This is a genomic window from Afifella sp. YEN Y35 (assembly GCF_047553465.1).
In the GTDB taxonomy this organism is placed as follows: domain Bacteria; phylum Pseudomonadota; class Alphaproteobacteria; order Rhizobiales; family Afifellaceae; genus Afifella; species Afifella aestuarii.
The window spans coordinates 1,007,804-1,033,181 of the sequence record NZ_CP180203.1; the positions used below are offsets into that span (position 1 = coordinate 1,007,804).

The window sequence follows — 25,378 nt, forward strand, 5'->3', positions numbered from 1 at the left end:
CCTCAGCTGAGTGCGATCCACACCGGGACGTGATCTGAGGGCTTTTCCCAGGCACGCACATGCTTGTCGATGCCCACGCCTGCCAGACGGTCGGCGGCTTCGGGCGACAGGAGAAGATGGTCGATGCGGATGCCGTTGTTCTTCTGCCAGGCGCCGGCCTGGTAGTCCCAGAACGTGTAGATGTCGCCCGCATCGGTCACCGCGCGCAGGGCGTCGGTCAGCCCCCGTGCGGTGAGCTTCCTGTAGGCATTGCGCGTTTCGGGCTGGAAGAGGGCATCGTCCGTCCACCGTTCCGGGTGACGGGCATCGATCGGCTCCGGGATGATGTTGAAATCGCCGGCCAGAACGAAGGGCTCTTCGAGCGCCAGCCGCTCGTCCACCCAGGTCTCCAGGCGTTCCATCCAGGCGAGCTTGTAGGAGAATTTCTCCGTCCCGATCGGATTGCCATTCGGCATGTACGCGGAGACGACACGGACGATACCGCCGTTGTCGTCCGGCACGATCGCCTCCAGGAAGCGGGCCTGGACGTCGTCCTCGTCACCGGAAAGGCGTGGTGTCACGTCTTCCAGCGGTCGCTTCGACAGGATCGCGACGCCGTTGAAGCCTTTCTGGCCATGCGTGGCGACATTGTAGCCGAGCGCCTCGATCGGTTCGCGCGGGAATGCTTCGTCGACCGATTTGATTTCCTGCAGGCAGACGACGTCGGGGCTCGCTTCTCCGAGCCAGGTGACGAGGCCATCAAGACGCGCTTTCACGCCGTTGATGTTCCAGGTGGCAATCTTCAACGGCCTGTCCGATCTCTGCGCGCCTTTGTCGGTCAGCGCGTTCTGTGTGTCAGATTGAGAAGCTGGTGCCGCAGCCGCACGAGGCGGTGGCATGCGGGTTTTTGATCTGGAAGGACTGACCCATCAAATCGTCGACGAAGTCGATCACAGCGCCCTCCATGAAGGGAAGCGACATGGAATCGATCAGCACCGTCGCCCCGTCGCGCGCGAGCACGAGATCGTCGTCGTCATGCGGGTCCTGGACGAGATCGTAACGGTACTGAAAGCCGGAACAGCCGCCGCCTTCGACGGAAATCCGCAGGGCCGTCTCCTCAGGCTCGCCGGAGAGAATTTTGGCGATGCGCTTTGCCGCACGATCCGTCAAAACAACCGCCGTCTCCGGGGCTTGTTCGGTCGTGGGGGCGCTGATCGTCGAGGCCTCGGTCATGGTGGCCACCTTGCTCATCTCAATGCATCGTAGCTAAGAAGCACCGCCCCGCAAGTCAATCGTAGCCAGATCATGAGTGCGAGCCTTCCTCGTCATCTCCTCAAGCACGGCGCCCGCTGGAGAGCGCCCTACGCCACAGGCCCGGAAGAGGGAGGTGCCCGTGTGCATGAGGAGACGGAGGATCCTCTGCGTTCGCCGTTCCAGCGTGACCGGGACCGGATCGTGCATTGCACCGCGTTCCGGAGACTGAAGCACAAGACGCAGGTCTTCATCCGGCCGGAAGGCGATCATTTCCGAACGCGGCTGACGCATTCCCTGGAGGTTGCGCAGGTTGCGCGCTCGATTGCGCGTCCCTTGGGTCTCGACGAAGATTTGACGGAGGCGATCGCGCTTGCGCACGATCTTGGGCACACGCCGTTCGGCCATGCCGGCGAACGGGCTTTGAGTGCCGCTCTCGGCGAATATGGCGGCTTTGATCATAACGTTCAGAGCCTGCGCGTCGTTACGCGGCTGGAGCGGCGCTATGCGCGCTATGACGGTCTCAATCTGTCGCGCGCCTCTTTGGAAGGCCTCGTCAAACACAACGGGCCGCTGAAAGGAAAGGCGTCGGCTCTCTCTCCGGTGGTGATGGAGCTCAATGAGGCGCTCGACCTCGATTTGGAAAATTATGCAGGCGCGGAAGCCCAGATCGCCGCGATTTCCGACGACATCGCCTATGATGCGCACGACATCGACGACGGGTTGCGCTCCGGCCTCCTGCATCCGGAAGACCTTGTCGAGGTCCCGCTGACGGCGCGCATCATCGGCGAACTCGATCGAACCTTTACCGCGCTGGAGCGCTCGCGTTTTGCGGCCGAGCTCACGCGGCGGTTGATCACCGTGATGATCACCGATGTGCTTGTCGAGACGGCCAGACGGCTTGAGGGTGCGGCGTCGGTGCGCGCGGTCACCCATGCCGGCGAGCCGACGGTCGGTTTCTCGGCGAATCTGGCGCGCGAGGAGAAGGAGCTGAAAGGCTTTCTTTTTTCACGGCTTTATCGCCATGAGAGCGTCATGCGGGCGGCCCATGCCGGTGAGGCGATTGTCACGGATCTGTTCAAGCGCCTGCATTCGGAGCCTAAGCTCTTGCCGGACGTGTGGCAGGCCGAGCTCGATATGAGCGATGAACGGAGGCGGGCCCGCCGTGCGGCCGATTATATCGCCGGGATGAGCGACGGCTTTGCGGTTGCCGAGCATCGGCGCCTGTTTGACCGCACCCCCGATCTCGGCTAGGGGCCAAGCCTATCAACGGTATGCCGCGTAGACGGCAACGGATATTCCAGCATGAACCTTTTTGATGATTTTGCGGAGCGGGTCCGGGCCGCTATCGCCCGGGTCGTAACGGAAAGCGAGATCGCGCCGGAGCTTCTTGCGCGCGTGGTGGTCGAGCCGCCGCGCGATGCCGCGCACGGCGACCTTGCCACCAACGCTGCGCTGGTGCTCGCGAAACCCCTGGCGATGAAGCCGCGCGATCTCGCGACCAGGCTCGGTGCCGAGCTCTCGCGCCACGACGATGTGGACGCGGTGGAGATCGCCGGCCCTGGCTTCCTCAATTTGCGTTTGGCCCAATCCTTCTGGGCGCGCGAACTCGCGGCCATCCTGAAAGCCGGCGACCGCTATGGCTACGTGCCAGCGGGGCAGGGTGCGGCGGTCAACATCGAATACGTCTCGGCCAACCCCACCGGACCGTTGCATGTCGGCCATTGCCGCGGCGCCGTCGTCGGTGATGCGATCGCAAACCTTCTGGCCGCCTCCGGTCAGGCGGTGACGCGGGAATATTACATCAACGATGCCGGCTCGCAGGTCGATCAGCTCGCGCGCTCCGTCCATCTGCGCTACCGCGAAGCGCTTGGCGAGACTGTCGGCGAGATCCCGAAGGGCCTTTATCCGGGCGATTATCTCGTTCCCGTCGGGAAAGCGCTGGCCGAGAAATATGGTGACGCCCTCAAGGACCAGGATGAAGCCGATTGGCTGCCTCTGGTGCGCGACTTCGCGATCGCTGCGATGATGGAGAATATCCGCAACGATCTCGCCAGCCTCAATATCCGTCACGACGTGTTCTTCTCCGAGCGTTCGCTGATCGGGAACGGCCGTGACCGGGTGGCGGAACTCATCGCGTGGCTTGAAGAACGCGATCTCGTCTACTGGGGAACGCTGCCTCCGCCCAAGGGGCAGGAGAACGAGGACGAAGACTGGGACGAGCGCGAGCAGCTTCTCTTTCGGGCGACGTCGTTCGGTGACGATGTCGACCGGCCGCTGAAGAAAGCGGACGGGAGCTATACCTACTTCGCCTCCGACATCGCCTATCACTTCGACAAGTTCGAGCGCGGCTTCGCTCATATGATCGATGTCTGGGGCGCCGATCACGGCGGCTACGTCAAGCGTATGACGGCCGCGGTTTAAAGCCATTTCTGAAGGCAAGGGCGAGCTCGAAGTGCAGCTGTCACAGCTCGTTCGGCTCTTCCGGGCAGGGGAGCCCGTCAGAATGTCGAAGCGGGCGGGCGATCTCGTGACGCTCGCCGACGTTGTCGACGAGGTGGGCCGCGACGCGGTTCGCTTCATGATGCTGACCCGCAAGGCGGATGCACCGCTCGACTTCGATTTTCAGACCGTGACCGAGCAGTCGAAGGACAATCCGGTTTTCTACGTGCAGTATGCGCATGCGCGCACGGCCTCCGTGCGGCGGCAATTTGCGCAGGAGATGCCGGAGGTTGACGAGACGCCTGCAGAGCTCGCCTCAGCCGAGCGGCTCATCCGGCTCGAAGACGCTGGCGAGCTCCAGCTCATCAAGCAGCTCTGCGACTGGCCGCGTATCGTGCAGCTTGCCGCCCAGAGCAGAGAGCCGCATCGGATTGCGTATTATCTCTACGATCTAGCGAATTCCTTTCATGTTCACTGGAACAGAGGCAAGGAGTCGCCGCAATTACGCTTCATTAAGCCTGATGATATAGAGATATCCAAAGCGAGGCTTGGCTTGGTGGATGCTGTTGGCATGGTGATCCGAGCGGGCTTGTCGGTGCTCGGGGTCGAGGCGCCCAAGGAGATGCGCTGAGTCTCAGGAGCGCCCGGCGTTACCGGAACAACGCGTAAGGTTTCCCGATGGCGGATGAACGTCCGAAAACCTCCTACTTGCATCATGGCCCCGGCGGCGGACCTGCCGGCCCCGAGGAGGAGGATCCGCTCGTCGAGCTGGCGCGTATCGTCAGTGAAGACAGCTCATATTATCGTCCGTCGCCACGTGCCGAGGCGGCCCCCACAAGGCGGGAGCCCGACGTGGACGCGTTCTCGTCCGAGCTCGAAGCCGAGCTGATGCGCGAGTTCGAGCAATCGAACCGTGCGCGCCAGCCCGAAACCTACACGCCTGAGCCCTACACACCCAAGACCTACACGCGCGCGGAACCCCGGTTCGTGCCCGAGCCTCCGCAAGAGCCGGCGCATTGGCAGAGCCACGAGCCGCGTGCTGAGCACCCTCTTGCATCTCTGGTGACACGGTTTCCGAGCGGTCCTGCCGCGGAGGAATTTGACGAGCGATCTGCCTCCGAGGATCGTTATCCGGCCTCTGAGCCATATGGCTCGTATGAGAATTCGCGTCAGTCTTCCGGTTATGAAGAGCCGCCGCAGGAGCCTTATGACGCTCCGGAGGGTTCGTACGCCCAATCCCATCATGATGCGGCTCGAGATTTTGCGCATTGGATGGAGCATGAACTCCCGGGCGAACTCGCGGCCCAGTCGGAGAGGGAAGAGCCGTCATGGTCGGAACCGCAGCGCGGCGGTGCCGATTATGGGGAACCGGAGCGGGCCGATCCTGTCGAAGATGAGCGTGTCTCGCAGGCGCGCGAGCCGCGCGCTCCCTATGTCCCGCACGTTCAGGCGGGATCCCCGCGCGCGGAGCGCGACTGGCCCGCAAGCGATGATCTCGCCGACACCCCCGAGCCGAGCCACGAAGAGTTTCCGTTCCTTGTCGACAGTGACCCACTCGTCAGTCGTGCAGACGGCGATCCCGATGGTCAGATCCGTATGGACGACGAGGGGGATGGACGCAAAGGACGCCGCAAAGGCCTGATGGCGCTTGCGGCCGTGTTGGGTGTCGTCGTTGTCGGCGGCGGCGTCATTGCCATGCTCGGCGGAGGTGACGGCGATTCAGATGGGTCCGTTCCTGTCATCACCGCCGATGGCGGCGACGTGAAAGTGGCCGTCGAAAGCCCAGGCGACAACAAAGACGACGAGGTTGGCCAAGCCGTGTTCGACCGCGTCTCTGGCCGCAATCCCGAGACCGACGAAAAGCTCGTCGATCGGAACGAAGAGCCGCGGGAAATCGCTCGCATCGTGTTGCCGAACGCGCAAGAGGGCGAGGCCGCCGATGATGGGGCTGCCGCGGCAGACGACGAGGGCAAGATCTCCGCGCGGATTTCGGACGATACGGCTCAGCCGCAGGTCGGGCCACAGGTCACACCGATTGGGCCGAAGAAGGTTCGCACTTTGACGGTCCGCCCGGATGGCACGATCGTGGAAAACGCTCCCGACAGCCAGGCAGCGACCCCTCAGGAGCCGACGGAACTCGCCGGGCCTGCGCCAGCGACAGATCCGAAGCCCGTCCAGGTGCAGAGCGTGCGCGTGCAGCCGGAAGACGGTGGTATGCCTGCTGACGACAGTGGAAGTAACGCACAAGCGAGCGCGGAGCCGAACGGGCTCGGCCAAACACCGACCGCCGCCGAAACGCCGAGCTTCGACATCGCGAACCTGCCGCAGGCGCGACCGACTGTGCCGGATCTCGTCGCACCGTCTCCCAGTTCGGCGCAGACCGCGCCGCAGCCGGCGGCACCGGCTTCTTCCTTGACCGCGTCGGCGCCGACGTCGAATGCGTCAGAGCCGCAGGTCGCCTCCACGGCACCGGCCGGATGGGCGGTTCAGGTCAGCTCCCAGCGTTCAGAGGAGCAGGCCCGATCGTCCTACAGCAATCTGCAGCGTCGTTTCCCGCAGCTTCTCGGAGGCCAGGAGGCCATGATCCTTCAGGCCGATCTCGGCGACAAAGGCATCTATTACCGTGTCCGCGTCGGTCCGATGGCTTCGCGTGAGGCGGCGATCTCGTTGTGCGAGAATCTGCAGAGCGCCGGCGGCAGTTGCTTCGTAACGCAGTAGAACTCCACGCAGGATATCGATCTGAATGATGGCGAAGGCCTTCGCTTGCGGCCTCGCCGGGCTCACGCTCGGCGAGGAAGAACGCGCTTTCTTGCGCGATGAAAAACCCTGGGGCGTGATTCTCTTTGCCCGCAACATCCAAGATGCCGGCCAGATCCGGCGCCTGACCGACAGTGTCCGCGAGACGCTCGATCGTCCCGACGTTCCGATCCTGGTCGACCAGGAAGGCGGCCGCGTCCAACGTATTCGTCCGCCGGTGGTGCGCTCCTATCCCCCGGCGAAGCGTTTCGGGGACATCTACAAGGCCGATCCGATTTCCGGCATCGAGGCGGCACAGCTTGCCGCGAAGCTGATGGCGCTCGACCTCATCGAACTCGGCATCAACGTGGATTGCCTGCCAGTTCTCGATGTGCCCGGGCCGGGCAGCCACGATATCATTGGCGATCGCGCCTATGGGGACACGGTCGAAATGGTGGTGACGCTCGGCGGTGCCGTCATGACCGGATTGAGGGCCGGTGGCGTGACGCCGGTGATCAAGCATCTGCCTGGGCATGGTCGCGCGGCTTGCGACAGCCATGAGGAGCTTCCCGTCGTCGATGCGGGTCTGGCGGGACTCGAGGCCGTCGATTTCGCGCCGTTTCGGATGTTGGGCACGCGCGCATCACTCGGTATCGTGGCGCATGTCGTCTATTCCGCAGTGGACGACGCCCAGCCGGCCACGCATTCCGCTCCAATCATCGCTAACATCATCCGTGAGCGAATCGGTTTTGGTGGTCTGCTGATGACGGACGACATCTCCATGAAAGCGCTGAGCGGCAGTCCGGCCGAACGCTCCAGGCGTGCGATTGCCGCCGGCTGCGACATCGTCCTTCACTGCAATGGCGAGATGGAAGAGATGCGCGACGTGGCGAAGGCTGTTCCGGAGCTTTCCGGCGATGCGCTTGAGCGTGCCGAGACGTCCCTTGTTGCAAGTGTTGCCGACGAGGTCGGAGACCGAGCGTTCTTGCACGAGCGGTTGTCGCAATTGCTGGGATCAGACAGGGTTCTCGGATGAGTGCTGCGGCGGATGCTTTCGAGGAAGATACGCCCGTCGACGACGCCGACGTGCTGCTTGTCGACGTCGATGGTTTCGAAGGCCCGCTCGACCTGCTTCTTGCTCTCGCCCGCAGTCAGAAAGTCGATCTGACAAAGATTTCGGTGCTGGCTTTGGCCGAGCAGTATCTCGTTTTCATCGATCACGCACGGAAGCTGCATCTGCAGATCGCTGCCGACTACCTCGTGATGGCTGCGTGGCTCGCCTATCTCAAGTCGCGGCTCCTTCTGCCCGATCCCGAACCGATGGAAGAACCGTCTGGCGAGGTAATGGCGGCGCGGCTCGCTTTCCGCCTGAAGCGCCTCCAAGCCATGCGCGAAGCGGCCGAGAGGCTGTCGGACCGGGACAAGCTCGGGTCCGGCTTCTTCGAGCGCGGTATGCCGGAAGCCATCGCGAGCGACCGAACGATGCGGTGGGGGGCGGAGCTCTACGACCTCTTGCAGTCTTATTCGGCTTTGCGTGCGCGCCAGTTTGCGAGCTTCGTGAAGGTGAAGAAGCGCAAAGTCATCGGTCTGCAGGAAGCGCGCGATCGCCTTATGCGCCTGATCGGCGAAGATGCGACCTGGATGCCGATGGACACCTATCTGACCGAGTTTCTGGCCAAGCCGGAACTGCGGGCGACAGCCCGGGCGAGTGCGCTCTCGGCTAGTCTCGAACTGGTGCGGGAGGGCAAGCTGGAACTGACGCAGTCCTCCAATTTTGCACCTCTCTACGTGCGGCGGAGGTCTGCTTCGCTGGAGGCGAAGCGTGCCTGATCTTTTCGCCAGCGGCAGCAATGTCACCAGCCTGTCGCCGGAGGACCGCCGGCTGCATTTGCGGATGCTCGAAGCGATGTTGTTCGCCTCGGCGAAGCCCATGAGCGAGGCGGAACTGGCTGCCAAGATGCCCGAGGGCGTGACGGTCGACGTGCTCCTGCACGAATTGCAGACCGCTTATGCGAGCCGGGGCGTTAATCTGAGGCGCATCGGCGATAGCTGGGCATTCCGCACTGCGAGCGATCTCGGCTTTCTGTTGCAGGAGCACAAGGTCGAGGAGCGCAAGCTCTCTCGGGCCGCGATGGAGACGCTCGCCATCATCGCCTACCACCAGCCGGTCACGCGCGCGGAGATCGAAGAGGTGAGGGGCGTTTCGACCTCCAAGGGTACGCTGGATGTCCTTCTAGAGACAGGTTGGGTGCGGCCGCGGGGGCGTCGGCGTTCGCCTGGGCGCCCGCTGACATTCGGGACGACGAACGAATTTCTCGATCATTTCGGACTTGCAGCAATCGGCGATCTGCCTGGTCTCCTCGACCTGAAGGCGGCGGGCCTTCTGAACGCCAACATTCCTCCGGGCTTCGAAGCGCCTCCTGCCTTTGGGAGCGAGGCGCTGCGGGACGACGAAGAGCCTTTGGATGGCGACTGAGGAATTGATTGGGCGCCCCAACGACTCTTGGGAATCGGCGTATTTTTTGCCCTTGCCGATCTGCGGCAAAACGCCGGCTGTTCCAGCCTCAATCTCACCGCTCTTGTGGATGAGCGTCGTTTGCCGAGGCGGACCCTGCGGAAGGTTTCGTCCCTTTCGGACTGCGCAGAATTCGATGTGGCTTTGAAGGATCGGGCCACTTATATCACTCCGAGACTTTGTGGAGGAAACGCTGGTCCAGCGGATCTCAATGTCGGCCGTAGCTTCGTGACGCGGCAGGGGATCGGAGAAGAGGGCGAGTTGATGCGAATCCGACGATTTGCAATAGTCCCGCGACCGGCCGTGGCGAGTTTTGAAAGGTTTATCCTATGTCGATAGGCTTCTGGCAGATCGTTATCATCGCGATCATCATCGTGCTCCTGTTCGGGCGCGGAAAGATCTCTGACCTGATGGGTGATGTCGCCAAAGGCATCAAGAGCTTCAAGACGGGCCTGCAGGACGACGAGGACGACACCACGTCGACGAACCAGTCCCGGACCATCGAGCACAACGACCCCGCCAGCGTGGAACCGGCGGAGAAGAAGAATAAGGTCGGCTAACGGCATCGGCCACGGCGAACCCAGCACAATCTATGTTTGAGCTCGGCCATGTTTGATATCGGCTGGACTGAACTGGTGGTGATCGCCGGTGTGGCGATTATCGTCGTCGGGCCGAAAGATCTGCCTGGAATGCTGCGCACGTTCGGCAAGACGATGGGCCAGGTCCGTCGTACCGCGAACGATTTCAAGCGTCAGCTCGACGATGCTCTGAAAGAGGCTGAGCGGCAGGCCGGGCTGGACGAAACCCGGCAGTCGCTGCAATCGATTTCCAAGATGGATCCGCTCGCCGGCGTCAAGAAAGACGTCGAGGCCGCCGCCAATCGGAGTGGCCAGAAGTCGACGGCAGAGCCGGTACCATCCGCTCTCGCGCCCACAGAGGAGACGCCTTCCGCGTCGGCCGAACCCGCATTGACCGAGCCCACGACGACCGAACCTGCGACGGGGGTGGACGAGGGCACGGCACCGGCGGAAGAAAAAGTGCAGGATGTGGCGTCGAGCAAGGATGAAGGGGTGGCCGAAGAAGCTCCCGACAACAGAGGCGGAAGCCCGCGCACGAGCGACGCAGCATGAGCGACGACGATATCGAAGCTTCACGGGCGCCGCTGATCGAACATCTGATCGAACTGCGTCAGCGTCTTCTGCGCGCCTTGATCGCAATCGCGATCGCGTTCGTGGTCTGCTTCTATTTTGCGGACCAGATCTTCAATCTGCTGATCATTCCCTATGAGCGCGCAGCCGGTGCGGACCGCAGCATCCGTCTGATTTTTACCGCTCCGCAGGAGTATTTTTTCACGCAGATGAAGCTTGCCTTCTTTGGCGCGCTCTTCCTGGCATTCCCGGTCATTGCCAATCAGATCTACAAATTTGTGGCGCCGGGGCTCTACAAGCATGAACGTCAGGCGTTCTACCCGTACCTGATCGCGACGCCGATCCTCTTCATCATCGGCGCGGCGCTCGTTTATTTCGCGGTGATGCCGCTTGCGCTCGCCTTCTTCCTGTCGATGGAACAGACGGGTGGCGAAGGCCGCGCGACGATCGAGCTTCTGCCGAAGGTGAACGAGTATCTCAGCCTCATCATGACGCTGATCTTCGCCTTTGGCCTCGTGTTTCAGCTTCCGGTCATCCTGACGCTCCTCGGCCGCGTCGGGATCGTCGATGCGGCGATGCTCAAGTCCAAACGCAAATACGCCATCATGATCGCCTTCATCCTGGCAGCGGTCCTCACGCCGCCCGATCCGATCAGCCAGATCGGTCTCGCCGTGCCGACAATTCTTCTCTACGAGATCTCCATCTACGCTGTTCGGCGAGTCGAGCTAAAAAACGCTGCAAGGGCCGAGGAAGCTGCGACATAGTCGGGCGAACCCGGTCTTGGGCCGCTGATGGCATCCGCATCGTCGGATCTTCTGCAAAGCGAGACTTGACCGCGGCCGTCGTTGCGTTACGCCCTGCGGCCATAGACAAGCACGCGGAGTCGCCGCAAGGCGTCCAGCAGAGGTTCGCGAAAGATGCTCGACATCACATGGATTCGCCAAGATCCGCAGGCGCTCGACCGCGCTCTCGCTGATCGAGGGGCGGCCCCGGCCGCTCAACGCCTGATCGATCTCGATGATGAGCGGCGCGCCCATATCCGTCAGTTGCAGGAGGCGCAGAACGCGCGCAACCAGGCCTCGAAACAGATCGGCAAGGCGAAGGCGTCCGGCGACGAAGCCGCGGCCCAAAACCTCATCGACGAGGTCGCCAAGCTGAAGAGTGCCATCCAGGAGGGCGAAGCCCAGGAGCGGGCCCTCGGGGAAGCGCTGCGAACGGCGCTCGCCGAAATCCCGAACGTTCCCTTGCCCGACGTGCCCGTGGGCCCCGACGAAACGGCCAATGTCGAGCTGCGCCTCTTCGGCGATCCAATGTTGAGCGATAGCGCGCCGGAGCATTTCGAGATCGGCGAGTCCCTGGGCCTGATGGATTTCGAAAGCGCGGCGAAACTCTCCGGCTCGCGTTTCGTGGTGCTGAAGGGCCAGCTTGCGCGTCTGGAGCGGGCGCTCGGCCAGTTCATGCTCGATCTTCACACGAGCGAGCACGGCTACACGGAGGTCGCGCCGCCGACCCTGGTGCGGGATGATGCGCTTTTTGGCACTGCGCAGCTGCCGAAATTTGCCGAAGATCTCTATGCGACCGCAGCCGTCGATGACGATGAAGCCTCGGCCGCGCGTCTTTGGCTCATTCCAACGGCGGAAGTGCCGCTCACCAATCTCGTGCGTGAGACGATCCTCGAAGAAGCGGAGCTGCCGCTCCGCTTCACGGCGTTGACGCCTTGTTTCAGGTCCGAAGCGGGTTCGGCCGGGCGCGATACGCGCGGCATGCTGCGACAGCATCAGTTCAACAAGGTCGAGCTCGTCTCCATCACCAGTCAGCAGGCGAGCCTCGAAGAGCATGAGCGCATGACGGCGTGCGCCGAAACGGTGCTCAAGAAGCTCGAACTGCCTTATCGCGTCGTCGTCCTCTCGACGGGTGACATGGGATTTGCCGCGCGGCGCACATACGACATCGAAGTCTGGCTGCCGGGGCAGGGCGCCTACCGGGAAATCTCGTCGTGTTCCGTGTGCGGAGACTTCCAGGCGCGTCGGATGAATGCCCGCTACCGGGCCGAAGGCGAAAAGCAGCCGAAGTTCGTGCATACGTTGAACGGTTCCGGCGTGGCCGTCGGGCGTGCCCTGATTGCCGTCATGGAGAATTACCGCAATGACGACGGCTCGATCACGGTGCCGGAGGTGCTGCGGCGCTATATGGGTGGCATGGAGCGGATCGGCGCATGAAGATTCTCGTCACCAACGATGATGGAATCCATGCTCCGGGCCTGAAGGTCGCGGAGGAGATCGCTCGCGCGCTTTCGGACGATGTGTGGGTGGTCGCGCCTGAGACGGATCAATCCGGCGTGGCGCATGCGTTGACCCTGAGCGATCCTCTGCGCTTGCGAGAGGTGGACGAGCGCCATTTCGCCGTGCGCGGAACGCCGACGGATTGCGTGATCATGGCCTCGAAGGTCGTCATCGGCGAAAAGCCGGATCTGGTGATCTCTGGCGTCAATCGGGGACAGAACATCGCCGACGATGTGAGCTATTCCGGTACGGTTGCAGGTGCGATCGAAGGGACGATCCTCGGGATCCGGTCCTTTGCTCTGTCGCAGGCGTTCGGAGCGGACACGATCGACGATCCGAGATGGGATTGCGCGAGAGCGCATGCCCCTGGGATCATCCAGCGCGTGCTCGATTTGCAGCTGACGCCGGGCGTTCTCATCAACGTCAACTTTCCCAATCGAACAGCTGACGATGTTTCGGGCGTTCTTCTCACGCGCCAGGGCAAGCGCGCCGCCGACTGGATGCATATCGACGAACGTCGCGATGGGCGCGGGCGGCCGTATTTCTGGATCGCCTTCAAGCACTCGAAGATGGAGCCGCCCCCTGAGACCGATCTGGCGGCGCTCGCGCAGGGCTATATTTCCGTCACGCCCTTGTCTCTGGACATGACCGATGAGCCTGCCCGCCAGGAGCTCACGCGGCATTTCACGGCTCCAAGCGGGGCAAAACGGGCCTCTTCGTGAACGACGATCCTGCCATCGAGCCAGATCCGGAGGCGCGGGTTCGGCTGGCCAGCCTCATTTTGAGGCTGCGTGAACTCGGTATTTCCGACCGAAAGGTGCTCGGGGCGATCGAGACGGTGCCGCGCGAGGCTTTCGTCCCGGATCTGTATCGAGACGATGCCTATCTCGATCGCGCCTTGCCGATCGAATGCGGGCAGACCATCAGTGCGCCTTCGGTGGTCGCGATGATGACGGCGGCTCTTGAGCTGGAACCGCGTCACCATGTCCTGGAGATCGGTACCGGGTCAGGCTACCAGGCCGCCATTCTCGCTAGGCTTTCGCGCCGGGTCACGACGCTCGAGCGCTATCGGACACTTTTGGAGCTGGCGCAGACGCGCTGGGATCTTCTCGGCATCACAAATATCGCCGGCATTGTCGCCGACGGGTCGAAGGGATGGCCGACACAGGCGCCCTTCGATCGGATCCTGGTCACGGCCGCGGCGGCCGTCGCACCCGCCAAACTCGTCGCGCAACTGGTCGATGGCGGCATTCTCGTTGCGCCGGTCGGACCGGTCGACGCCGTGCAGCGGCTGACGCTTTTTCGCAAAGAGGGGACACGGGTGGACACCCGCGATCTCGGCGCCGTCCGTTTCGTGCCGCTGATCGAAGGAATTGCCCGCAATCTTTGATTTTCGGTTCGTTTTGCCGGCGTCCCTTAACGCCTTTTCAATGTTAATGCTTTTACATCACGTCAGCATCCCCAATGCCTGCGTGAGTTTGTTCGATGAGGTCATACCGTCAGTCTGCCAGCTTCTGGTTCACCCGCATTAGCGCGCTCGCCCTGATTACCGGGCTCGGTGCCGGGTGCAGCGCCGATGCCATACGTCTGACTGAGCCCATCTACACCGGCTCAACGGCGAATCAGCAGCAGACAATTACTGCCCAGGCGAATGCCTATCAGGCACCGCAACAGTTCGCGGCGCCATCGCCCGCGGTCCAGTCGCGGCAGTTGCCGCCACCCTCTGGCGGTTATCAGACCGCCTACAATTATCCGGGTTCCGCCGGGACGCAGCAGAGCTATTCGAGCGCGCCGACGAGCTACCCGCAACAGCAGGCAGCCGCTCCAAAACCCTATACGCCGCCGAAGCCTTACGCGCCGAGCGGCATGCCGAAGCCTCTCGGGAAGGTGACCGTCGATTCGCAAGGCACGCCTCAGCCGCGCCGTGCGGAGCCTGCGGTTGCGCGGACCGAAGCCCCGCAGCCGCGCCAGCAAAGCAACGTGGCCTCGAGTGGGGGCTATACAGTTCGCTCCGGTGATTCGCTTTGGAGTATCGCCCATGCGCATGGCGTTACGACGAGCGAGCTCGCCTCGGCCAACAACATTGAAGGCGGCAATATCCGCCCCGGTCAGACGCTGCGAATTCCGTCCGGCGGTGGAACACAGGTTGCTCGCGTCGATCCAAAAGATGGAACGATGTCGGATGCACAGCCGGAAGCGAAGCCTGAGGTGCGGCCCGAAAAGACGCCGGTGAGCTACACGCCGCCATCGGCGGAACCCAAGCAAGAAAGCACGGCGCCTGCAGCCGATACCACGGCCAAATCTGGAGGCGCGGGCTTCCGCTGGCCGGTGCACGGGCGCATCATTGCGGAGTTCGGCAGCAAGCCGAACGGTGAACGCAACGACGGCATCAATCTCGCCGTGCCGGAGGGTACAGCCGTCAAGGCCGCCGAAGACGGCACGGTCATCTATGCGGGCAACGAGCTGAAGAGCTACGGCAATCTGATTCTCGTGCGGCACGAGGGCGGCTGGGTTTCGGCCTATGCCCACAACAGCGAGCTGCTGGTGAAGCGCGGTGAGAAGATCCGGCGCGGTCAGATCATCGCGAAGTCCGGAATGAGCGGCAACGTCACCTCGCCGCAGGTGCATTTCGAGCTCCGCAAGGGAGCGACCCCGGTCAATCCGGTGGGACATATGGCGTCCGCTTGAGCGGGCGCCTTCCGGGTTGCGGTCACGGGTCAGTCAGCCGAGCGACTGACCCGTCCGTCCTGCAAGATCCTGAATGAATTGCCAGGCGACGCGGCCGGAACGACTGCCCCGCGTCGTTGCCCATTCAAGGGCGCGAGGACGCCATTCCTCTTCTGGCGTGGCGATGCCGAAGTGCTCCACATAGGCGCGCACCATCGCCAGATACTGCGTCTGATCACAGTGATGGAAGCCGAGCCACAGGCCGAAGCGGTCTGAGAGCGACACCTTTTCCTGCACTGCCTCCGATGGATTGATCGCTGTCGAATGCTCGTTCTCGATCATGTCGCGGGGGAGCAGGTGGCGGCGGTTCGAGGTGGCGTAGAAGATCATGTTGCGCGGCCTGCCCTCGACGCCGCCTTCGAGTGCTGCTTTCAACGATTTGTAGGACGTGTCGTCGGCATCGAAGGACAAGTCGTCGCAGAAAAAGATGAATCGCTCCGCTCGATCGCGGATGGTGTTCATCAAGTCGGGCAGCGTGTTGATGTCCTCGCGATGGATTTCGACGAGCTTGAGAGGCGTCTCTGGCGCTTCGGCCGAGACCTGCGCGTGGACGGATTTCACCAGCGAGGATTTTCCCATCCCGCGCGCGCCCCAAAGCAGGGCGTTGTTGGCCGCATAGCCTTTGGCGAAGTGCCGCGTATTCTCAAGCAGCGTCTCGCGAGAGCGGTCTATGCCCTGCAAAAGCTCGATTTCGAGCCGGTTGACGTGTTTCACCGGGACGAGGCGAGGTGGCTGCGGATCCCACACATAGGCATCGGCGGAGAGGTCGAGCGGCGGTGCGACGGGCGGAGCGAGCCGCTCCAGAGCGCCGGCAATCCGTTCAAGGAGAGGAATGAGGTTTTGGGTTTGGTCTTGAGTCACTTGGGTTCACGTCCTACAGGCGGGGCGTCTCGGTAACATAAGGATCGAGGGGTCGACAGATCGCTCGTGCCGGGACCGGTTGCAAAGGGGCGCGCCACAGCTATAGTCCGCGCCGGTTTGGACCGACGGGTCCGCAAGCAAATTCCGAGGCCTTTATGTTCGTGACTCCGGCCTATGCGCAAGGCGCAGGCGCAGGTGGCGGCGGTGAGATGTTGATTTCGCTTCTGCCTTTCATCCTGATCTTCGTGATCATGTATTTTCTCATCATCCGTCCGCAGCGCCAGCAGGCGAAGAAGCGGGAAGAGATGCTGAAGGCGATCCGTCGTGGCGACACGGTGGTGACCGGCGGCGGGCTCATCGGCAAGGTCACCAAGGTGATCGACGACAACGAGCTCGAAGTGCAAATTGCCGAAGGCGTGAAGGTGCGGGCGCAAAGAGGCCTCATTTATGAGGTTCGAGCAAAGGCCGAGCCGGTGAGCGGCTCCGCCGCCTGACCTCAGGATCCGCCTTTTCATGCTCTATTTCGCTCGTTGGAAGATCGTTCTCATCATCCTCGTCCTCGTGGCGGGGGTGATCGTGACGCTTCCCAATCTTTTTTCCGCCGCGACGGTTCAGGCCTGGCCGTCTTTCATGCCCAAGCGCCAGATCGTCCTCGGCCTCGATCTGAGAGGCGGCGCCCATCTGCTCTTGCAGGTGGAGCGCGATTCGCTGGTCAAAGATCGGCTTCAGACACTGGTCGGCGATGTTCGGCAGACTTTGCGTGACGAACGCATCGGCTACCGCAATCTGCGCAGCCGCGGAGAAAGCGTGACGTTCACGTTGCGCGAGCCGAGCGAAGCAGATCGTGTGATGCAGCTTCTGCGTCCGCTGACCAATCCCGTGCAATCGGGGCTCTTCGGACAGGGGTCTGTGAGCGAGGTCGAAGTCTCTCGTGACGGCGCGCAGGTGACACTGAACCTGACCGAGGCGGGGCTTGAAGAGCGTACCCGCTCGGCCGTCGAACAGAGCCTGTCCGTTCTCGGACGCCGTATCAACGCGCTCGGGACCACCGAGCCGACGATCCAGCGCGAAGGCGACGATCGCATTCTCGTTCAGGTCCCGGGTCTTGAAGATACCAGCCGGCTGAAAGAAATTCTCGGCCAGACGGCGAAGATGACATTCCATCTGGAGTGCCCGGAGGGCGACGTCGTCTCCGCGCAGCAGGGGCGTCCTCCCGCCGGATGTGAGATCGTCGAGCCGGCCGATCCCAATGACGGTCCGGTTCTCGTCGAATCGCGGGCGCGGCTTTCCGGCGACGATCTCGTCGACGCTCAGCCGGCCTTCGATCAGCAGACGAACACGCCGATCGTCACCTTCCGCTTCAATTCCCGCGGCGGATCGATTTTCGGACAGCTGACGCAGCAGAACGTCGGGCGCCGCTTCGCGGTCGTCCTCGACAACAAATACATCACGGCCCCCGTCATCCGCTCGCCCATCCTCGGCGGTTCCGGCCAAATCGAGGGCAATTTCACCGTCGAAAGCGCGCAGAATCTCGCTGTTCTGCTGCGGGCCGGCGCCCTTCCGGCCGACCTCACCATCGTCGAGGAGCGCACGGTGGGACCTAGCCTCGGTCGAGATTCGATTGCCGCTGGCGAAATCGCCGCGTTGATCGGCACGGCCGGTGTCGTCGTGTTTATGGTGCTCGTCTACGGCCTCTTCGGCGTCTTCGCGAATGTCGCGTTGATCTGCAATATCGTGCTTCTGCTCGCGCTCTTGACGCTGTTGCAGGCGACTCTGACGCTTCCGGGCATTGCCGGCATCGTGCTGACGGTCGGTATGGCGGTGGACGCGAACGTGCTGATCTTCGAGCGAATACGCGAGGAATCGAAGCTTGGGCGGTCCGCGATCAATGCGATCGAGGCCGGTTTCAATCGGGCGCTCGGCACGATCCTTGATGCCAACATCACGACCTTGATCGCTGCCTTCGCGCTTTTCGCTCTGGGTTCCGGTCCGATCCGTGGTTTTGCGGTCACCCTTGCTCTCGGCATTCTGACGACCGTCTTCACCGCCTTTGTTCTGACCCGCTTCATCGTCGCCGTCTGGGTTCGCTCGCAGCGCCCCAAGACAGTGCCGATCTGAGTATCGCTATGCCATTCCGCATCGTTCCCGACGAAACCACGATCCCGTTCATGCGCTTTGCGCGCTGGGGCTTTCCTGCCTCGGTGGTCGCGATGGTGGCGTCGCTCGTCTTGTTCTTCGTCGTCGGCCTCAATCTCGGCATCGATTTCAGGGGAGGAACCCTGATCGAGGTGCAGAGCCAGAGCGGAGCCGTCGATATCGGCGCGGTGCGGCAGACGCTGCAACCGCTCGAACTGGGCGATTTCGAGGTTCAGGGCTTCGGCTCCGGCAACGAAGCCGTCATTCGGATCGCGACGCAGCCCGGCGGAGACGAGGCGCAGCAGGCGGCCGTGCAGAAGGTGCAGAACGCGCTTGGCTTCGACGATTACAATTATCGTCGCGTCGAAGTCGTGGGGCCGCGTGTGTCCGGCGAGCTCGCCGAGACCGGGACGATCGCGGTCCTCGTGACGCTCGTGGGCGTGCTGTTTTACATCTGGTTCCGGTTCGAATGGCAGTTCGCCATCGGTGCCATCGCCTCGCTTCTTCACGACGTCATCTTGACCATCGGGTTCTTCACGATCACGCAGATCGAGTTCAACCTGTCTTCGATCGCGGCGATTTTGACGATCGTTGGCTATTCGTTGAACGACACCGTGGTGATCTTCGACCGCGTGCGTGAAATGCTGCGGAAGTTCAAGCAGACGCCGATCCGGGGCATCATCGATCTGTCGGTCAATCAGACCCTGTCTCGGACGTTGCTGACGTCTCTGACCACGCTGATCGCGTTGGCGGCTTTGTTCTTCTTCGGCGGAGCGGTCATCCGTTCGTTCACGGCGGCGATGATCTGGGGCGTTTTTATCGGCACGTACTCCACGGTCTTCATTGCCGCGCCGATGCTGATCTTCTTCAATCTGCGGCCTGAGAAGGTGGCCCCGCCGGAAACCGCAAAGAAGCCCGCGACAAGCTGATGCCAGCGGGCGGAGACAGACAGTCTGGGCCGCCCGAGGGCGGTCGTTTCCCGGGACGCGCGCCTGTTGATGCGTACGGGAATGGCGGTTTCCGTTTTGCCGGCATGTCGCATCGTGGATCGATCCTGATGCTGCCTTCGGCGATCCTCGGCTGGGGTGTCACCAGGCCGGAGGAAATCAGCCTCGAGGCGCTTCAACCGGCAATAGCCGAAGTCTCTTCGATCGAAGTGCTTCTGATCGGGACGGGGCGCAATCTCGTTCCCCTCGATCCGAAGGTGAAATCGGATCTCGAAGCTGCCGGTCTGTGGCCGGAAGTGATGGCGACGGGCGCGGCCTCGCGAACCTACAACATCCTGCTTGCGGAAGAGCGGGCGGTTGCTGCGGCGCTGATTGCTGTCGACGATCCGGAATGAAGCCCTAGCTCCGGCTCATGGCCGAGCCCGATCCCACCCTCGTTGAGCCTGTGCGCGAGCGCGATCTTCCGCGCTACTACTCGGTGTTGTTCGCGCCGCAAAATGTGCGCGAAGAACTTTTCTCGCTCTACGCCTTCGCAGTCGAGGCGGAAAAGGTCGCCGATATCGTGCAAGAGGCGACGCTCGGGGAGATCCGTCTGACCTGGTGGCGCGATTCGCTCGACCTGGCGGTGGCGGGGCAGGCGAGCGGCTCGCCGATCGTCGATCGGCTGGCTTTGGCGCTGCGAGAAAAAGGACTTTCGGCCGACGCCCTTGCCGCACTTACGGAAGCGCGGCACGGAGACCTTTACGCCGATCCTCCTGCGACACTTGCCGATCTCGAAGGGAGAATGGGGGAGACGCAGTCGAGCCTCTTTCAGCTGGGGGGATTGTTTCTGGGCGGAGAGGCCAGTGAGCTTGCCGAGGCGGCGGGGCATGCGGGCATTGCCTATGGCGTCGCCATGAGCCTCTGGGACAGCGCACGCGCGCGGGCGAGGGGGCGTCTCGTCATTCCCGCCGAGCTTCTCCAGAGGGTGGGGCTCTCTCCGGAGGAGGTCTATTCCGCCGAAGTGAAACAGCTCGTCGCGCCAATCGACGAACTCGTCGCCTTCGGGCGCATGCACCGAAGCCGCGCGGCCGCAGCGCTGAAGCAGGTTCGCAGGGAGGCCCGAACGGCCTTTCTGCCATTGAAAGCCGCGGATGTCCTGCTTGCCCGAATCGGGCGGGATCCAGCCAGATTCGTCACGTCTCCTCAGCGGATGCCTGCGCTCAGCGTCCTGAGCCGGATGGTGTTTGCCGGTTTCGGCAAGGGCCGCTGATCCACCTGAGCTTCACGGAAGACGCTTCGCGTCTCAGGCGGGCTTCCGCAACTCGTTGGCCGCAAGCCATCTCGTAAAATCGGCGAGTGCGCGTGCAGCGAGCGTGCGCTTACGTGCCACGCCGCGCTCCTTGCCCTTCATTCTGCGTCCGTCCTCGTCTTTTGTGGGCGCCTCGATGTCCGGGAAAAGGCCGAAATTGACGTTCATCGGCTGAAAGTCGCCGTTCTCCTTATCCACGAGATTGCGGCCGGTAATGTGGGCGAGGAGCGCTCCGTGGGCTGTCGTATCCGGAGGCAGAGCCGGTTGATCGCCAAGTGCCTCAGCGGCCGCGAAGCGGCCGGCGAGAAGCCCGATGGAGGCCGATTCGACATAGCCTTCGCAGCCGGTGATCTGGCCGGCGAAACGAATGTGGGGTTGCACCTTCAGGCGCATCGTCTCGTCGAGGATTTTTGGTGAGCGCAGAAACGTATTGCGGTGAATGCCGCCGAGCCGCGCGAATTCAGCATTCTCCAAAGCCGGAATCATTCGGAAAATACGGGTCTGTTCGCCGTATTTCATTTTGGTCTGGAAGCCGACCATATTGAACAACGTGCCCTGCTTGTTGTCCTGGCGGAGCTGCACCACAGCCCACGGCTTCTCCTCGGGTTTGTGCCGATTGGTGAGGCCGACCGGCTTCATCGGACCCCAGCGCAGGGTTTCGGCTCCGCGCGCCGCCATCACCTCGATCGGAAGACAACCTTCGAAATAGGCCGTGTCCTTTTCCCATTCGCGGAAATCGGCCGTCTCCGCCTGAAGCAGCGCCTCGATGAAGGCCTCGTACTGGGCGCGGTCCATCGGACAGTTCAGGTAGGCGGCCGTGTCACCGCCGGGCCCGGGTTTGTCGTAGCGGGACTGCATCCAGGCGATATCCATGTTGATGCTGTCGCGATGGATGATCGGTGCGATTGCGTCGAAAAAGGCAAGCTGGTCTTCGCCCGTCGCTTCGCGGATTGCGGTCGCGAGCGCGCCGCTCGTCAAAGGGCCGGTGGCGATGATGGTCGGCTGGTCGGGATTGGGCAGGCCGGAGATCTCGCCGCGTTCAATCCGGATCAAGGGGTGATCGGCAATGGCCTGTGTTACAGCTTCGGAGAAACCGTCGCGATCGACAGCAAGCGCCGAGCCCGCAGGCAATTGATGGCGGTCGGCCGCGCGCATGATGAGTGAACCCGCGGCTCGCATCTCCGCATGCAGGACACCGACGGCGTTGCTCGTGGAATCGTCGGAGCGGAACGAGTTCGAACAGACGAGCTCGGCGAGACCGTCGCTTTTGTGGGCCGGCGTCTCGACCTCGGGCCGCATTTCGTGCAGCACGACGGCGATGCCGGCTTCGGCGATCTGCCAGGCGGCTTCGCAGCCGGCGAGGCCGCCGCCGATAACATGGATGGGTCTCGTCATTTCGTGTCTCTCAGCTTCTGCTGCTTCGTTCGTCGCTGGGGGGAAATATGTCGAATGCAACGCTTCACGCCCGTGCATGTTGACGCTTGCCAACGAGATCGCAAGGGGAGAGGCAGGGTGCCTGCGCGAATCCATATGATGCTTGTCAGGCAGCGCAACAATAGCCGTCCAAGGCGACAAAACGGGGATTGAGATGGCCGGAAGCTCGAAGAAGGCAATTTATGCGGCGCTTGTCGGAAACCTGGCGATCGCCATCACGAAGTTCGGCGCCGCCGCCTATACGGGCTCCTCGGCGATGCTGTCTGAAGGCATCCATTCGGTTGTCGATACCGGCAACCAGGGGCTTCTTCTCTATGGGATGAAGCGGGCGTCTCGTCCGGCGGATCGCGCGCATCCCTTCGGCTACAGCGCGGAGATCTATTTCTGGGCCTTCGTGGTGGCGATCCTGATCTTTGCGGTTGGCGCTGGCGTCTCCGTCTATGAGGGCGTGCACAAGATCGCCGACGCCAACGAGATCACGTCTCCGTTCGTCAATTACATCGTTCTGTCGTTGGCGATCGTGTTCGAAGGTGCGTCGTGGACCGTTGCCTACCGTGAGTTTCGCAACCAGAGGAACGAAGGGCACAATTTCTTCGAGGCCGTTCGGCATTCCAAGGATCCCACCGTTTTCACGGTGCTTTACGAAGATACTGCCGCCCTCCTTGGTCTCGTCGTCGCGTTGATCGGCGTGTTCCTCGCCAGCTATCTCGATCTTCCGTGGCTCGATGGTGCCGCCTCGATCGGGATCGGCATCATTCTTGGTACGACCGCAATCCTTCTCGCGATCGAAACCAAAGGCCTCTTGATCGGGGAATCGGCGGCACCGGAAACGGTCGCCACGGTGCGCGAGATCGTCGAGGGAGAGGAGGGCGTGCGTGCGCTGAACGAGCTCAGGACATTGCACCGCGGGCCCAATGACATCCTGCTGGCGCTCTCGGTCGACTTTGAGGACGATATGCCGGCCGGGCGCGTCGAAGCCGCCATCACGCGTCTGGAAAAGGCCATCAAGGCACGCATTCCGACAATCCGCCGTCTCTTCATCGAGGTGCAATCTGCAGGGGATCACAAAATCGCGGTGGAGGAAGAACGCCGGAGCGGTGCTGCGTCGCACTGAGGCGAGGAGCGGCCAGATGCGACAGAATAGCGAGCTTACCTTAGAATTGATCTAAGTCAAAAGTAGCCCATCCCCCGCTGCTAGAGTTGGCCCGCGACCTGAGGCAGCGATCTGGGTCGCGGGCCTTGAACGCCAAAAGCCACGAGCCGACCCGACGGTCGCCGGTCGTGCTCGCCTTGACGTCTCATATCCCGTGGCTCTCTCGCAAATGAATGGAGAGCGCGATGACACGTTTGCTGGTCTCGCTCCTACTTACGGCCGGGCTAGGCACTGCGGCCTATGCTGCGGACGACCAGAAATTGATGGAAGACGCCAACGGCTTCTTCGATCCGATTCCGACGATGGTGCAGGCCCCCGAAAACAACGCCATCACCCGCGAGAAGGTCGAACTCGGCAAGATGCTGTATTTCGATCCGCGGTTGTCTTCTTCTCACCTTCTGAGCTGCAACACCTGCCACAATCTCGGCCTGGCCGGGACGGACCTGCAGCCGACTTCTGTCGGACACGGCTGGCAGCGCGGGCCCCGCAATGCGCCGACGGTTCTCAACTCCGTCTTCAACATCGCCCAGTTCTGGGACGGACGGGCGGAAGATCTGAAAGCGCAAGCCGTCGGGCCGATGCAGGCGGCGGTGGAGATGAACTCCACCCCTGATGAGGTGGTTGCGGTTCTGAACAGCATGCCTGAGTACAAGGATCGCTTCGACGTCGTGTTTTCAGGCGACGAGGATCCGATCACTCTCGACAATGTCGCAAAGGCGATCGAGGCCTTTGAGGTGACGCTGGTGACGCCGGCTTCCCGCTTCGATCAATTCCTCGACGGCAACGCGAATGCCCTGAACGACAAGGAGAAGCACGGTCTCTCCTTGTTCATGGATAAGGGCTGCGTGTCCTGCCATTCCGGCGTGAATGTCGGTGGTCAGGATTATTTCCCGTTCGGCGTCGTGGAAAAGCCGGGTGCGGACATCCTTCCGCCGGACGACAAGGGCCGCTTTGCGGTGACGCATACGGCAACGGATGAATATGTCTTCCGTGCCGGCACATTGCGGAATATCGCGCTGACCGCGCCTTATTTCCACAGTGGCCAGGTCTGGAGCCTGCGTCAGGCGGTGCAGGTGATGGCGACGGCCCAGCTTGGCACAGAGCTCACCGAGGATGAGGTCGATTCCATGGTGGCGTTCCTGCACACGCTGACGGGCGAGCAGCCGCAGGTCGATTATCCGATCCTGCCGGCGAGCACGGACGAGACCCCGCGTCCGGTGCTGACCGTTCCGGGACAGGAAAACAACTGAGCCAAACGTTTTCCGAAAGGCCCAACCCTGGGCACATGAGCGAAGGGCCGCGTGAGCGGCCCTTCATTTTGTCTGCTGTTTCTCTGTCGACCCGAAATCAGAACGGGATTTCGTCGTCGAGGTCGTCCTTGAAGGAGCCGCGGCCACCTTCCATCGGACCGGAGGAGCCGAAATCCGAACGTCCGCCCCGGTCGGAGGAGGGGGCGTCATAGCTGCCACCGCCGCCGCCGGCACGCGTGTCGAGCATGGTGAGGGCCGAATTGAAGCCCTGCAACACGACCTCGGTCGTGAAGCGTTTCTGGCCCGACTGGTCTTCCCATTCGCGCGTCTGCAGCTGGCCTTCGAGATAGACCTTCGAGCCCTTCCGCAGATATTGCTCGGCGATCTTTGCCAGACCTTCGTTGAAGATCACCACGCGGTGCCATTCGGTGCGCTCGCGCCGTTCTCCGGAATTGCGGTCGCGCCAGCTCTCAGACGTCGCGACCCGCAGATTGACCACCGGACGGCCATCGTTCAGGCGCCGGATTTCGGGATCGGCCCCGAGATTGCCGATCAAGATGACTTTGTTGACGCTGCCGGCCATGAAATTCTCCCTCGTTTCTGGAGCCGCCGAGAGCGGCCAAAGGTTGCCCCTTTTCACTCAAGCGCCGCCGAACTGTAAACGGGCCCCTGCAAAGACGCTTGTCGCGGAATGCCGTTCACTGTATGTTCCTTGCCGATATCACGCAAGATCATCGGACGAGGGGCGAGCCTATGGAACAGAGACTGAGTGTCGTGACGCTGGGCGTTGTCGACCTGTCACGCGCGCGGCAGTTTTATGAAGATGGGCTCGGCTGGCAACGTGCGAATGCCCACGAGGAAGTGGTGTTCTATGATTTGAACGGTTTCGTTCTGGCGCTCTATCCGCGGACGTCGCTGGCGGCCGATGCCAAAGTCGACCCGGACGGGTCCGGATTTTCGGGCATCACGCTGGCCTTCAATGCGAGAAGTCGCGAAGAGGTCGACGTCGTCTTGAAGGAGGCGGAGGCGGCGGGAGCCGAGGTCGTCAAAACGGCCGAGGAAGTCTTCTGGGGCGGATATTCGGGCTATTTTGCCGATCCCGACGGGCATTTGTGGGAGGTTGCGCACAACCCGTTTTGGACAATCGATGTGGATGGGCGTGTCCTTCTTGGCGAATGATCGGCGTCCGAGAGCGCACATATCGCGAAGCGGGAAGGACGGGGTTT

Annotated in this window: 25 protein-coding genes and 1 pseudogene; 21 read left to right on the plus strand and 5 right to left on the minus strand. The window is 62.4% G+C overall.

Annotation, left to right across the window (positions count from 1 at the left end; genetic code table 11):
- Positions 1–2: 2 nt before the first annotated feature.
- Positions 3–785, minus strand: a complete 783-nt coding sequence (gene xth, locus ACK8CP_RS04880) for an exodeoxyribonuclease III (protein ID WP_414833520.1) — start codon at positions 783–785, stop codon at positions 3–5.
- Between the two features lie 49 nt (positions 786–834).
- Positions 835–1,212, minus strand: coding sequence for an iron-sulfur cluster insertion protein ErpA (gene erpA / locus ACK8CP_RS04885; protein WP_128294342.1), 378 nt, complete (start codon positions 1,210–1,212; stop codon positions 835–837).
- Positions 1,213–1,284: 72 nt separating this feature from the next.
- On the opposite strand from erpA, the gene ACK8CP_RS04890 reads away from it, so the two are divergent.
- The 13 genes and pseudogenes from ACK8CP_RS04890 (at position 1,285) to ACK8CP_RS04950 (ending at position 15,041) form a co-directional block, all read left to right on the plus strand.
- Entirely contained in the window at positions 1,285–2,484 is a 1,200-nt protein-coding gene (locus ACK8CP_RS04890) for a deoxyguanosinetriphosphate triphosphohydrolase (protein WP_414833521.1), read from the plus strand.
- Between the two features lie 51 nt (positions 2,485–2,535).
- Positions 2,536–4,303: pseudogene (argS, locus tag ACK8CP_RS04895) on the plus strand (arginine--tRNA ligase).
- A 47-nt stretch (positions 4,304–4,350) separates the two neighbouring features.
- Positions 4,351–6,390, plus strand: coding sequence for an SPOR domain-containing protein (locus ACK8CP_RS04900; protein WP_414833522.1), 2,040 nt, complete (start codon positions 4,351–4,353; stop codon positions 6,388–6,390).
- A gap of 25 nt (positions 6,391–6,415) precedes the next feature.
- Positions 6,416–7,444 (plus strand): beta-N-acetylhexosaminidase, encoded by a 1,029-nt coding sequence (gene nagZ, locus ACK8CP_RS04905; RefSeq protein ID WP_414833523.1) that lies wholly within the window; start codon positions 6,416–6,418, stop codon positions 7,442–7,444.
- Positions 7,441–8,238, plus strand: a complete 798-nt coding sequence (locus ACK8CP_RS04910; protein ID WP_414833524.1) for a segregation and condensation protein A — start codon at positions 7,441–7,443, stop codon at positions 8,236–8,238. The genes nagZ and ACK8CP_RS04910 overlap by 4 nt, the downstream gene beginning before the upstream one ends.
- Positions 8,231–8,884, plus strand: coding sequence for an SMC-Scp complex subunit ScpB (scpB, locus tag ACK8CP_RS04915; protein ID WP_414833525.1), 654 nt, complete (start codon positions 8,231–8,233; stop codon positions 8,882–8,884). Before ACK8CP_RS04910 ends, scpB begins: the two co-directional genes overlap by 8 nt.
- A 368-nt stretch (positions 8,885–9,252) precedes the next feature.
- Positions 9,253–9,483, plus strand: a complete 231-nt coding sequence (locus tag ACK8CP_RS04920; RefSeq protein WP_414833526.1) for a twin-arginine translocase TatA/TatE family subunit — start codon at positions 9,253–9,255, stop codon at positions 9,481–9,483.
- Between the two features lie 48 nt (positions 9,484–9,531).
- Positions 9,532–10,053, plus strand: coding sequence for a Sec-independent protein translocase protein TatB (tatB, locus tag ACK8CP_RS04925; RefSeq protein WP_414833527.1), 522 nt, complete (start codon positions 9,532–9,534; stop codon positions 10,051–10,053).
- Positions 10,050–10,835 carry a twin-arginine translocase subunit TatC gene (tatC, locus tag ACK8CP_RS04930; RefSeq protein WP_234628135.1) on the plus strand — a complete coding sequence of 262 codons (786 nt, stop codon included), beginning with the start codon at positions 10,050–10,052 and terminating at the stop codon, positions 10,833–10,835. The genes tatB and tatC overlap by 4 nt, the downstream gene beginning before the upstream one ends.
- 153 nt (positions 10,836–10,988) lie before the next feature.
- Complete coding sequence (gene serS / locus ACK8CP_RS04935; protein ID WP_414833528.1) at positions 10,989–12,290, plus strand: serine--tRNA ligase; 1,302 nt, start codon at positions 10,989–10,991, stop codon at positions 12,288–12,290.
- Complete coding sequence (gene surE / locus ACK8CP_RS04940; protein WP_414833529.1) at positions 12,287–13,075, plus strand: 5'/3'-nucleotidase SurE; 789 nt, start codon at positions 12,287–12,289, stop codon at positions 13,073–13,075. Before serS ends, surE begins: the two co-directional genes overlap by 4 nt.
- Positions 13,072–13,743 (plus strand): protein-L-isoaspartate(D-aspartate) O-methyltransferase, encoded by a 672-nt coding sequence (locus tag ACK8CP_RS04945; RefSeq protein WP_205649959.1) that lies wholly within the window; start codon positions 13,072–13,074, stop codon positions 13,741–13,743. The genes surE and ACK8CP_RS04945 overlap by 4 nt, the downstream gene beginning before the upstream one ends.
- A gap of 95 nt (positions 13,744–13,838) precedes the next feature.
- Positions 13,839–15,041: a peptidoglycan DD-metalloendopeptidase family protein gene (locus ACK8CP_RS04950; protein WP_414833530.1), complete on the plus strand. Its 1,203-nt coding sequence runs from the start codon at positions 13,839–13,841 to the stop codon at positions 15,039–15,041.
- 33 nt (positions 15,042–15,074) lie between these two features.
- Here ACK8CP_RS04950 and ACK8CP_RS04955 read toward each other — a convergent pair whose 3' ends face one another.
- A complete protein-coding gene (locus ACK8CP_RS04955) occupies positions 15,075–15,941 on the minus strand; it encodes an ATP-binding protein (protein ID WP_414833531.1) in 867 nt (288 codons plus the stop codon).
- A 155-nt stretch (positions 15,942–16,096) separates the two neighbouring features.
- Between ACK8CP_RS04955 and yajC the strand changes: the two genes are divergently transcribed.
- Genes yajC through ACK8CP_RS04980 form a run of 5 tightly spaced genes read left to right on the plus strand, consistent with a single transcriptional unit; the run spans position 16,097 to position 20,276 of the window.
- Complete coding sequence (gene yajC, locus ACK8CP_RS04960; protein WP_092816151.1) at positions 16,097–16,435, plus strand: preprotein translocase subunit YajC; 339 nt, start codon at positions 16,097–16,099, stop codon at positions 16,433–16,435.
- A gap of 19 nt (positions 16,436–16,454) precedes the next feature.
- The gene (gene secD, locus ACK8CP_RS04965; protein WP_414833532.1) at positions 16,455–18,059 is read left to right on the plus strand and encodes a protein translocase subunit SecD; all 1,605 of its coding nucleotides are present in this window, start codon (positions 16,455–16,457) and stop codon (positions 18,057–18,059) included.
- An 8-nt stretch (positions 18,060–18,067) separates the two neighbouring features.
- A complete protein-coding gene (gene secF, locus ACK8CP_RS04970) occupies positions 18,068–19,006 on the plus strand; it encodes a protein translocase subunit SecF (protein ID WP_234628128.1) in 939 nt (312 codons plus the stop codon).
- On the plus strand, positions 19,006–19,419 hold the full coding sequence (locus tag ACK8CP_RS04975) for an Mth938-like domain-containing protein (RefSeq protein ID WP_414833533.1): 414 nt from the start codon (positions 19,006–19,008) through the stop codon (positions 19,417–19,419). The genes secF and ACK8CP_RS04975 overlap by 1 nt, the downstream gene beginning before the upstream one ends.
- A gap of 17 nt (positions 19,420–19,436) precedes the next feature.
- Positions 19,437–20,276: a phytoene/squalene synthase family protein gene (locus ACK8CP_RS04980; protein WP_414833534.1), complete on the plus strand. Its 840-nt coding sequence runs from the start codon at positions 19,437–19,439 to the stop codon at positions 20,274–20,276.
- A 33-nt stretch (positions 20,277–20,309) separates the two neighbouring features.
- On the opposite strand, the gene trmFO is transcribed toward ACK8CP_RS04980, so the two are convergent.
- Positions 20,310–21,710: a methylenetetrahydrofolate--tRNA-(uracil(54)-C(5))-methyltransferase (FADH(2)-oxidizing) TrmFO gene (gene trmFO, locus ACK8CP_RS04985; RefSeq protein WP_414833535.1), complete on the minus strand. Its 1,401-nt coding sequence runs from the start codon at positions 21,708–21,710 to the stop codon at positions 20,310–20,312.
- Between the two features lie 193 nt (positions 21,711–21,903).
- On the opposite strand from trmFO, the gene ACK8CP_RS04990 reads away from it, so the two are divergent.
- Together ACK8CP_RS04990 and ACK8CP_RS04995 are read left to right on the plus strand one after the other, a co-directional pair.
- Positions 21,904–22,863, plus strand: a complete 960-nt coding sequence (locus ACK8CP_RS04990; RefSeq protein WP_414833536.1) for a cation diffusion facilitator family transporter — start codon at positions 21,904–21,906, stop codon at positions 22,861–22,863.
- 224 nt (positions 22,864–23,087) lie between these two features.
- The gene (locus tag ACK8CP_RS04995; protein WP_370642307.1) at positions 23,088–24,152 is read left to right on the plus strand and encodes a cytochrome-c peroxidase; all 1,065 of its coding nucleotides are present in this window, start codon (positions 23,088–23,090) and stop codon (positions 24,150–24,152) included.
- 97 nt (positions 24,153–24,249) lie between these two features.
- On the opposite strand, the gene ACK8CP_RS05000 is transcribed toward ACK8CP_RS04995, so the two are convergent.
- The gene (locus ACK8CP_RS05000) at positions 24,250–24,735 is read right to left on the minus strand and encodes a single-stranded DNA-binding protein (protein ID WP_414833537.1); all 486 of its coding nucleotides are present in this window, start codon (positions 24,733–24,735) and stop codon (positions 24,250–24,252) included.
- 170 nt (positions 24,736–24,905) lie between these two features.
- On the opposite strand from ACK8CP_RS05000, the gene ACK8CP_RS05005 reads away from it, so the two are divergent.
- Positions 24,906–25,331 carry a VOC family protein gene (locus tag ACK8CP_RS05005; protein WP_414833538.1) on the plus strand — a complete coding sequence of 142 codons (426 nt, stop codon included), beginning with the start codon at positions 24,906–24,908 and terminating at the stop codon, positions 25,329–25,331.
- Positions 25,332–25,378: the final 47 nt, after the last annotated feature.